Annotated in this window: 9 protein-coding genes; all 9 read left to right on the top strand. The window is 35.4% G+C overall.

Features of this window, described 5'->3' with window-relative positions; translation table 11 throughout:
• The coding region (locus Q0257_RS08395) for a polysaccharide deacetylase family protein (protein ID WP_298023967.1) at nucleotides 1-1,412 on the top strand (1,412 nt) is incomplete at its 5' end.
• A complete protein-coding gene (locus tag Q0257_RS08390) occupies nucleotides 1,405-2,547 on the top strand; it encodes a glycosyltransferase (protein WP_298023965.1) in 1,143 nt (380 codons plus the stop codon). The genes Q0257_RS08395 and Q0257_RS08390, both read left to right, overlap by 8 nt.
• A 23-nt stretch (nucleotides 2,548-2,570) precedes the next feature.
• The gene (locus tag Q0257_RS08385; protein ID WP_298023962.1) at nucleotides 2,571-3,638 is read left to right on the top strand and encodes a glycosyltransferase family 1 protein; all 1,068 of its coding nucleotides are present in this window, start codon (nucleotides 2,571-2,573) and stop codon (nucleotides 3,636-3,638) included.
• A 313-nt stretch (nucleotides 3,639-3,951) separates the two neighbouring features.
• On the top strand, nucleotides 3,952-5,058 hold the full coding sequence (locus Q0257_RS08380; protein ID WP_298023959.1) for a glycosyltransferase: 1,107 nt from the start codon (nucleotides 3,952-3,954) through the stop codon (nucleotides 5,056-5,058).
• A complete protein-coding gene (locus tag Q0257_RS08375; protein WP_298023956.1) occupies nucleotides 5,051-6,415 on the top strand; it encodes a mannose-1-phosphate guanylyltransferase/mannose-6-phosphate isomerase in 1,365 nt (454 codons plus the stop codon). The genes Q0257_RS08380 and Q0257_RS08375 overlap by 8 nt, the downstream gene beginning before the upstream one ends.
• Nucleotide 6,416: 1 nt before the next feature.
• Complete coding sequence (locus Q0257_RS08370; RefSeq protein WP_298023953.1) at nucleotides 6,417-7,727, top strand: sugar transferase; 1,311 nt, start codon at nucleotides 6,417-6,419, stop codon at nucleotides 7,725-7,727.
• 522 nt (nucleotides 7,728-8,249) lie between these two features.
• Nucleotides 8,250-8,726 (top strand): hypothetical protein, encoded by a 477-nt coding sequence (locus Q0257_RS08365; RefSeq protein WP_298023950.1) that lies wholly within the window; start codon nucleotides 8,250-8,252, stop codon nucleotides 8,724-8,726.
• 78 nt (nucleotides 8,727-8,804) lie between these two features.
• On the top strand, nucleotides 8,805-9,578 hold the full coding sequence (locus Q0257_RS08360; RefSeq protein ID WP_298023947.1) for a hypothetical protein: 774 nt from the start codon (nucleotides 8,805-8,807) through the stop codon (nucleotides 9,576-9,578).
• 497 nt (nucleotides 9,579-10,075) lie between these two features.
• Nucleotides 10,076-10,324, top strand: coding sequence for a hypothetical protein (locus Q0257_RS08355; RefSeq protein ID WP_298023944.1), 249 nt, complete (start codon nucleotides 10,076-10,078; stop codon nucleotides 10,322-10,324).
• Nucleotides 10,325-10,364 lie beyond the last annotated feature (40 nt).

Genomic DNA, 10,364 nt, shown 5'->3' with positions numbered 1-10,364 from the left:
CTTTTAAGAGTGCTGCAATGAATGAATTTAAATGTTTAAATGAGAACATAGAATATTATGTATCTATTTATAACAATATCGTTCAGGGCGGTGCTATGATTTATTGGGATAAATATTGTGCATATTATATGTATGGTGGAAGTATAGAAAAACCGCATGGCGGATCGCTTAATTTAATGCATTGGCAGATAATTAAAGATATGAAAAAAAGAGGTGTCGAGAAATATGATTTTGTCGGAGCCAGAATTCATCCGTTAAAAGATTCTAAAATATCAACAATACAGAGATTTAAGGCTAGATTCGGAGGAAATATGAAAACGGGTTACCTTTGGAAATATCCTATAAAGCCATTCAAGTATAAGATGTTTAATATTATAAAAATATTATATTCCTTATTTAGATTGAAGAAGGCTTTTAAAGATGTTATAGATCAAGAATCGAGAATCAAAAATATTTATTTAACTTTTGATTATGAAATTTTTTTTGGTAAAAATAGCGGTACTTTAATGAAGAGCCTTATTAAACCCACAGATCTACTTTTGGATACATTGCACAAAAATCAGATAACGGCCACCTTTTTTATTGATGTGATTTATATAGAGATGTTATTAAAATATAAGCTTTTTGATGATTATGCTGCTATAAAAAGACAGATTCAACGAATGGTAATGGAGGGACATAGGGTTGAGCTTCATTTGCATCCACATTGGTATGATGCTAAACTAGAAAATAATAAATGGATATTCCATAGATATAACCATTATCGGATACATTCATATTCGCAAGATGAAATTGAAGAAATTTTTTATAAATCTATAAAAATACTCTATGATATCATATCGGAAGTAGACAAAAATTATAAACTACATTCTTATAGGGCTGGTGGATGGTGCGTTCAGCCATTTCAAGATATAAAAAAATATTTAGAAGAAAATGAGATATTTTTTGATTCGTCTGTAGTACCAGATCTAAAATCAAATAATAATATACATTATTTCGATTTTAAAAATATTCCTAAAAAATGCTTTTATAGATTTGATAATGATGTTACCAAAGAAGATAAAAATGGAAAATTTATTGAGATTCCAATAAGTACTTCAAATATAGGAATATTCTTTAAGATTATAAATAAAGCACTTTTAAGACTTATGGATTCAAAAGAATTTGGCGACGGTAGTGGCATAGAAATAGAAAAACCTTCGTTTATAAATAAAATTAAATCAAGCAATAGGGCTATTTCTTTAGAAAATATATCAAGGTTTCTGTTTGAATGCATAATTCAAAACCATAAGTCAAAAGATATTATTGTTGTTTCGCATCCGAAATTCTTATCAAATGAATCTTTTAAATGCATTGAGAAGATATCTAAAAAACATATCTTTTTAACGTTTAAGGATATAAAAAATGTCTAAAAAAATTTTAATGGCCGTTGCAAATTACTATACTTCGCCGTTTCAGGTCGGTAGTCATCACTATGCCAGGGCGTTTGAAAAGCTAGGGTATGAGGTGCTTTTTATCTCAAATCCCATCTCGCCGATACATAAAATTTTTGCAAATAGCAACGAATTAAAAGAGCGGGAAAGAATTTATAAAAAAGGCGGCGAAAGCACGGGGGACATTTTTTATTATGTTCCGCGCTCCCTTTTTACTCCTCAAAACAAGCCGTTTTTATCATCAAATTTCGTTTTAAATAATTGGCAGAATTTTACGTGCCCGAATTTGCTAAATTTTATAAAGGAGCGGAGTTTTGGCGAGGTTGATATATTGTGGTTCGATAGCCCGTTGTTCGGCTTTTTGCTAGATTCTGTAACTTATAAAAAATCTATTTTAAGGATAGCTGATTATTCAAAAGGCTTTAATGCGGTTTCGGACGCGCAGTTTAATGCCGAGATAAATATCGCAAATAAGGTAGATGCAGTCATTTATACGGCGAAAAATTTAAAGGAAAAATATGATCAAATAAAAGATAAATCTAAAATGAAATATGTGCCAAATGGTATTGATCTTGATTTTTTTAAAGCGGCAGACAGGTCTTTGCCGCAGGAGCTTGAAGATATTCCTGAGCCTAGGGTAATTTACGTAGGCGCAATACATGATTGGTTTGATGTGGATTTGGTATATTACTGTGCTAAAAATTTGCCAAATTATAGTTTTATTATAATAGGTCCGGAGCAAAAAGATCTATCTTTACTCAAAAAGCTAAAAAATATCCATATCTTGGGTTCTATTCCATACGCTAAAATTCCTGCGTTTTTATATAATTCGCAGGTGGGTATTATTCCTTTTAATGTTAAAGATTATCCCGATCTCGTAAATAGTATAAATCCTTTAAAAATGTATGAGTATCTAGCTTGCGGATTAAAGGTTGTTAGCGTGGAGTGGGAGCAGATTAAAGATATGAGTGATATAATTTATTTGGTTAATACAAAAGACGAGTTTTGCAATGCAATAAAATATAGCCATGGTAAAGAATATGATTTGCAGAAACTTTCTTGGTTCTGTATCTTAAAATTTTTTTTGAAGGGAATCGGTATATATGTGGATTAAATATTATATTATAGGTATAAGATATGCTGTTTGTCAATGCTAGGTTTTTAACTCAAAATATCACTGGAGTTCAAAGATTCGCAATTGAAATTTCATTGTGGCTTAAAAGGATATTGAAAGATAATATTAGATTCGTTGCTCCAAAAAATATCATTCACATAGATGTAGCAAAAGAGCTAGATGTAATTTGTATTGGAAATTTACAAGGATATCTATGGGAGCAATTGGAATTACCAAGGTTTTTGGTAAAAAGACAGAACCCATTGTTATTAAATTTAGCCAATATGGCGCCAGTATTCTATAAAAATAAAGTTACGGTTATACATAGTTTGTCTTTTTTAAATAAGGAATGGAATTCTTTTTTATTTCATAATATGTATAAATTTCTAATTCCGTTGATAATAAAAAATAGTAAATTCATTTTTACGGTAAGTAATTATACGAAACAGGAAATATTATCATACTATAAAAATATATATAATTTACATCGCAATATAGATGTTGTATATAATAGTTATATTGTTCGAAGTAAAAATAACATTGTAAGTAATATTTTTAATGGCAATATTGAAGAATATATTTTATATGTTGGATCAGTCTCTAAGAGTAAAAATATAGTAAATTTGATTGAAGCTATAAATAACATTAATAGTAAAAACAAAAAAATTTTATTATACATAGTGGGCGGCTGTGATCAAAAAATATTTCGTTCAAGCGATATAGCTAGTAACGAATACGTAAGATTTGTTGGACAAATTAATGATGAAAATATCTTAATGGCTTATTATCAGAATGCGACCGCTTTTGTTTTTCCATCATTATATGAAAGCTTTGGAATTCCACCGATTGAAGCCCAGGCATGTGGTTGCCCGGTATTGTGTTCAGGAACTACGAGTTTGCCGGAGATTTGCGGTAGTGGTGCTTTGTATTTTGATCCAACAAATATTTATGACATAGAAACAAAGATAGAATTGATTTTAGATAATAAGAATTTACAAAACGAGCTTCGCGCTAAAGGTTTTGAAAATATTAAGCGATTCAGCTGGGAGGAATCGGCACATAAAATTATAAATTTAGTAAATAAGTTGTGAGGTATAAAGATATTTGCAACCAAACAGCTTGCCAATATGGTTTTTAGGATTACTTTTAAAAAAGGTCAATAAATTGTTTCAGATAATTTATATACCAATTGTAGGTTGTGGATTTTGTAAAATTAAGCCTTGGAGCAATAGAATTCTGGTTTGTAATAAAATTAATTGCTCACAGCAAAACGTGATGAAAGTGATATTATATTGACGTGAATTGGCTTATATATACGCTGTAAGTAAAAAGAATGTGGATGAGCAAATTATAAAAAGAAATTAGTTCTTTGCGAAATAGTATACATTATAAATGGAGATTAATATGAAAAAAATTTTAGTTGTTGATTGGCTGGATAAATATGCAGGCTCGGAACGCGTCATTAATTCTTTGCATAAAATATTTAAATTTGATGAATGCTACACTCTTGTGAATATAATGTGCAAAGAGGATCTTGATAAAACATTTAATGGAAATATCCCTAAAATCAACCATACTTTATTAAATTTATTTGGTAAGAGATTTAGATATTTTTTACCTTTGTTTCCATATTTTATAAAAGGCATAAAATTACCACAAGACACTAAATTGATAATTAGCTCTTCGCATGCTATTTCAAAATATGTAACATCCCAAGGAGCTTTACATATATCTTATTTTCAAGCTAGAAATTTGAAATATATATGGGAAGAACGAAATTTATACTTTACCGGAATAAAGAGAATATTTAAATTTATAATACCGTATTTGCAAAAATTTGATATAGAGGCATCAAAAAAACCTGATTTTATAATATCGAACTCAAAGTTTGTTCAGTCTTGGGTTAAGAGTAGGTATGGGAGAGATTCTGTAGTAATTTATCCGCCAGTTGATATTGATAGTTTTGGATTAGAAACAAAAAAGGAGTCGTATTATGTTAGTGTTGGTAGGTTGGAACCATATAAAAGATTTGATATAATTGTGAAGGCCTTTAATGTGTTAAAAGATAAAAAACTAATAATAGTTGGCGATGGTAGCCAAAGAGAGTATTTGAAAAACTTATCTAATAGTAATATTGAATTTGTAGGTTTTTTGGACAAAATTGCTATCAGCAATTATGTGAGTAGAGCAAAAGCTTTTGTTTTTATGGCAGAAGAAGATTTTGGTATAGCACCAGTTGAGGCGCAGGCTTGTGGCACACCTGTGATTTGCTTGGGAAGAGGCGGCACAAAAGAGACTATTGTAGACATGCAAACAGGCGTTTATTTTTATAATCAAAATGTGCATGAGCTTATAGATGCAATTAATAAATTTGAAATAAATATAGATAAATTTGATCCTATAGCCATCAGAAAAAATGCTCTAAAATTTTCAAAAGAGAGATTTGAGGCCGAGATCAAAAGCTACGTCAAGAAAAAATATGAGGAATTTAAGGACGGCCTAAATGACTAATATAATCCTAAGTGGCGGCAGCGGCACGAGGCTGTGGCCGATCAGCCGCACGCTTATGCCGAAGCAGTTCGTGCGCCTCTTTGATGACCGCTCGCTTTTTATGATGAGCTATGAGCGAAACTCCCCGCTATGCGAGCGCACGCTCGTCGTCTCGAACGAGCAGCAGTATTTTTTGGCGCTTGATCAGCTTGAGGCTTTGGGTACGCGCGGCGTAAAATTTCTGCTCGAGCCCGTCGGTAGAAACACAGCTCCTGCGATTGCGCTTGCGTGTTTGAGCTTAAAGGCCGAGGAGATCGTTTTCGTAACGCCGAGCGATCATCTAATTAGAAATCAGGCAGCGTATAAAAACAGCGTCTTGCGCGCGCACGAGCTTGCGAAGCAGGGGTTTTTGGTGACGTTTGGTATCAAGCCAGCGGATGCAAATACGGGCTACGGCTATATCGAAGCAAACGGCGAGGACGTGTTAAAATTTCACGAAAAGCCTGAGCTTGCAGCGGTGCAAAGCTACATAGAAGCGGGGAATTTTTACTGGAACAGCGGCATGTTTATGTTTAAAGCTGGCGTATTTTTAGGCGAACTAAAGGCGCAGAGCTCTGAAATTTACGAAGCCTGCGTTCGTGCGCATGAAAATTCTAACGCGGAAAATCCGATTAGAATTAAACTAGGCGATATGCAAGAGATACCCGCAGATAGCATCGATTACGCAGTTATGGAGCGCACGAGCCTTGCCAAGGTCGTACCTGCAGACATCGGTTGGAGCGATCTGGGAAGCTTCGATAGTTTAGACGCCGAACTGCCTAAAGACGCGAACGGCAACACCGCAAGCGAGCAAAATATCGCTCTAAATTCTAAAAACAATCTCATCATCGGCTCGGGCCGCACTATAGCAGCCATAGACGTCGAGGATCTCGCTATCGTCGATACCAAAGACGCTTTGCTCATATGCAAAAAAGGCTCTACCCAAAAGGTAAAGCAGGTGGTGGAGCGGCTGAAGGATAGCGATCTAGCGCGCGTGCACGTAACGACGCACCGCCCGTGGAGCAGTTACACGGTACTTGAAGATGAGCGCGGTTACAAGATCAAGCGCATCGTCATTAAGCTTGGCAAGCGATTATCGCTACAAAAGCATTATCATCGCAATGAGCATTGGATCGTCATTAGCGGCACCGCAACCGTGACTGTTAACGAGCGAAATTTCTTGCTGCGCGAGAACGAATCGACATTCATTAGGATGGGCGAGGTCCATCGCCTTGCAAACGAGGGCAAAATCCCCGTCGTGCTAATTGAGGCTCAAGTCGGCAGCTACACCGGCGAGGACGATATCGTGCGCCTGCAAGATGATTTTAATAGGAGTTAGGATGAAAAAGCAACTCTGCGTTTTGATAATCTTGGCGGTCGATATTTTCGGCATCTGGCTTTGCTTCGGGCTTGCCGTGGTGCTTAAAAATTTGCTCTACGGCGATAACGTGCTGCTGGACATCGGCAGGTATCAGGGCTTCGCGCCGTCCTATGTCATAATGATATTTCTATTTTTCTATCAAGGGATCTATTCGAGGCGGTATGATTTTTGGCACGAGAGTAGAATTTTAGTAAAAAGCTGCTTCTTGGGGCTTTTACTAAGCCTGGCGCTGCTTGCTTTAATCAAAGTTAATTACGAATTTTCGCGTGCCAGCTTTATTTTGAGCTTCGCCTTTATGGCGGTGGTTTTGCCGCTTTTGAAGCTCGTAACGAAAAGGAAGCTTTTTAAATTTGGATTATGGCGAAAGAGGGCGAAAATTTTAGGCGAGGGCGAGGAGTTTGAAAGCTCTGTTTTAGGAAGCACATATCTTGGATATGTAAGAGCGCTAGGCAGGGATTACGACGTACTGTTTATCGGCGGAAGCAGGCTCGAAGCGAGTGCCTTAAACGAGCTCATCGAGAGTAACATCAGGGAAAATAAAGAAATTTTATTTACCCCGGTGCTGCGTTCGTACGACTTTACGCAGACCTATATTTACAGCGTCTTTGCATCACGCACCAGCCTCTTTGCGATACGAAATTCTCTGAAAAGTCCTCTAAATTTAGCGCTTAAACGCGGGCTTGATTTGGCGCTAATTTTCTTAGCGCTTCCTTTGCTGGTGCCGATTTTCGGCGTAATAGCGCTAATGATGAAGCTAAAAGAACCGGAGGGACGCATATTTTTTTCGCACCAAAGAATGGGGTTTGGCGGCAAGCCGTTTGGATGCCTGAAATTTCGCTCGATGAAAGAAAACGGTGATGAAATTTTAGCTCAGTATCTAAAGCAAAATCCGCAAGAGGTGGAGTATTTTGAAAAATATCACAAATACGAGCATGATCCGCGCATCACGAAGCTGGGCAATTTTTTGCGCAGAAGCTCGCTTGATGAGCTTCCGCAGCTGATCAACGTCCTAAAGGGCGAAATGAGCATCGTAGGTCCTCGCCCGTGCGCGCAATACGAGCGCAAAGATATGGGCGAATACGCTGATCTCATACTCGCCGTTAAGCCCGGTATCACGGGGCTTTGGCAGGTGAGCGGGCGCAGCGATGTGGATTTTGCGACCAGGGCGGGCATGGATACGTGGTATATGAAAAACTGGTCGATATGGAACGATATCGTAATTATTTTAAAAACTTTCAAGGTCGTTTTGGCGCGCGAAGGGGCAAGCTGATCGTTCAGTGAGTCTTTAAGGCACGGCTATCTCTTTTGAGATAAATTTCAAATTTAATACGGTGCTTCAATCGAGATATTAGAATCGCTCGAAACTAAATTTGCCACGATTTAAATACATATACATAATAATGTAATCATACGGCAATAGTTAGGAATTTACGGCGCAAAATTTGAAATTCTGAAATTTTATTTCATACCTGTATGGAAATAAGACTACGCGAAAATAGTGATGGTTTAATGCAGACGATCAAGATTATGTAGTATCGCGGGAAAATTATTAGCGCGAATCGCATTGCTTAAGCATACAAAAAAGGCGCTACCCGATAAAATTTACTGCCGCTTTCCGCTTCTGCTCGAATACTACGATGTAAAATTTTTACAAGACAGATAAATTTTGCCCTTACTTTCTCGCCGACGCATTTTAAAATTTTAAATTGCCTATCTCGCAAAAGTGGTAGCTATTTTAAAATTTAGAGAATTTGCGGATAAAATTTTGATCTGTTTGAGGGATAGGGGGGGGATGATAGTATCTGGTAAAATAGACAATGGAAATGAACTATTCGGAAATCATACTATTTCAAATGCCGCTTACGGATACACAGATAAAAAAGCGACCAACGGCTATGAAGCTTTAAAGGCCTATGATTTAAATGGCGACAACATAATAGACGAAAAGGACGAGATATTTAATAAGCTTAAAATTTGGAAAGGTACGAATTCTAACGGCATTACCGACAAAGGAGAGCCAAGCTCGCTTGCGGATAATAATATCAAAAGTATCGATCTAAACTACAAAGAGATAACGATAGATGAGAATTCTAACACCGTAAAGCAAGGCTCTAAGGTTGCTCTTATCGATGAGCCGATCTACGAATGGACTGGAGTAAGTGAAGCGGCTAAAGACTCACGGGGAATTTATAGCTGCTTAAGTAAGGTGGATATAGAATTCGCAAAAGCAACCAAATCAAAGATGAGAATAGGACTGAGATTTTTATAACATTTACTGTCGGCAGATTGCTTCGCTTGCAAAGTTTACCCGCAATGACGAGAAAAGCAAAAAATGGAAGGATAAAATTTGGAAAATTTTAAAAACTGGAATAAAAATGTTAAAAAACGGGATTTAAACTCAAACGAAAACGCAAATTTAAGCGATTTCAATCAAAGAGACTACGATAAAGAACCGATAGTAATTAAAAATCCTTATGAATTCTTTCTTTCAAATTTATTCTTTTTTTCTCATTGCGGAACAGTGCTTGTTTTATTGGTTTATGCCGATTATATGGGGATTGCAAATATTAGCAATATTTTTCTATGGGCTTTTTTTGGAATTGGCATTTTGCATATCGTCGCTACATTTTATTATTACATTATTAAAAATAAATGCGAAACAAAATTTACAAATAAAACAATCGAATTTATTATAAATGGCGAAGTTAAAAGGGTTAAAAATTTAGTTGATTTAGAACCTATCGTAAGGACTTTTAGACTGCTTACACCATCATCGCTAATTGGAATTATTGTTTTTAATCTACTTATATTTTTTATGGTTGCATTAGTAAAAATGGTTCATTATCTTATCGCCTATTATGTCATTTATTTACTTTTAAATTGTTTGTTTAAACTTATTTTTCATTTGATTTTAGGCGGAAATTTGAAAGATTTTACATTATTTCCTGCTTTTATATTTGATTATGGAGAACTCATATGCAAAGGAAGGTCTAGTTTAGATATTCTTAAAGATAAATTTCATATGGTTTATATAATTCATAAACAAGATTATTCAGATTTACAAAAATATTTTTCTGATAAGAAACATATAAATTTAAATTTGGTTGAAAAGAAATTTTAACCTAAAAAGGAGAAAAACATGAGTAGAGAATTAGTTGCTAAACAAGAATTAGACAAAGCAGAAGTAAGACTTAGAAAAAATAGTGATTTAGCTAGACAATTGGCTGAATGATTTAAAGATACACTTTCTGGTGCCGATATGTCGCTAAATGGCTTATAAAGATATACAGAAATAAATGGCAAAAAATATACAAAAATTGAATTAGAAAAACTAGACGATTATATCAAGAAAGTAGGATTAGCAAATGGTTTGGCTGGTATAGTCGATGATATAGCTGATGGTCAAAGTTTTGGGCATACTGTCGTGGGTGCAGCTGTGGATTTTGGGCTTATTGCAATTACAAAATTTATCCCTGTTGTCGGTTGGATAACATATGGTATGACATAGGAAATTTATTAGATAAGTTGGACGGAAAAGATAGTGGCATATTTGATTTACGTAAACAGGCACAAAATTTATGGGACAAAATAACGGGCGACGGACTATCAGATATTGATATGAACGCTTTGCAAAAAGGTATTCTAAAAGTAACAATGCCCGACAAAACAGTCTATGCAAGACCTTTATCGTCGTCATTTTTCCCCTATGACGTAACTCCAAGCGGACTTTTAACGGGCGACTACAAAGACGATGTTTTATTGGGCGGATATGGCGATGATACGCTAATGGGTAAAGGCGACGGCGATTTACTAATAGGTGGATATGGAAATGATAGGACAAATTATAAAAGCTTCCAAAGAGTTTAACAAGCTTAAGAGCTACTATACATTTTTTAATATATAGTAG

Source organism: uncultured Campylobacter sp. (assembly GCF_938018035.1).
GTDB lineage: Bacteria > Campylobacterota > Campylobacteria > Campylobacterales > Campylobacteraceae > Campylobacter_B.
Note: the sequence above shows the minus strand (reverse complement) of the source record. Positions and strands in the feature narration are given on the sequence as shown.

Coding starts and splice junctions, on each gene's coding strand:
- Q0257_RS08390 (WP_298023965.1), top strand. CDS start 1,405: ATGTCTAAAAAAATTTTAATGGCCGTTGCAAATTACTATACTTCGCCG.
- Q0257_RS08385 (WP_298023962.1), top strand. CDS start 2,571: ATGCTGTTTGTCAATGCTAGGTTTTTAACTCAAAATATCACTGGAGTT.
- Q0257_RS08380 (WP_298023959.1), top strand. CDS start 3,952: ATGAAAAAAATTTTAGTTGTTGATTGGCTGGATAAATATGCAGGCTCG.
- Q0257_RS08375 (WP_298023956.1), top strand. CDS start 5,051: ATGACTAATATAATCCTAAGTGGCGGCAGCGGCACGAGGCTGTGGCCG.
- Q0257_RS08370 (WP_298023953.1), top strand. CDS start 6,417: ATGAAAAAGCAACTCTGCGTTTTGATAATCTTGGCGGTCGATATTTTC.
- Q0257_RS08365 (WP_298023950.1), top strand. CDS start 8,250: ATGATAGTATCTGGTAAAATAGACAATGGAAATGAACTATTCGGAAAT.
- Q0257_RS08355 (WP_298023944.1), top strand. CDS start 10,076: ATGAACGCTTTGCAAAAAGGTATTCTAAAAGTAACAATGCCCGACAAA.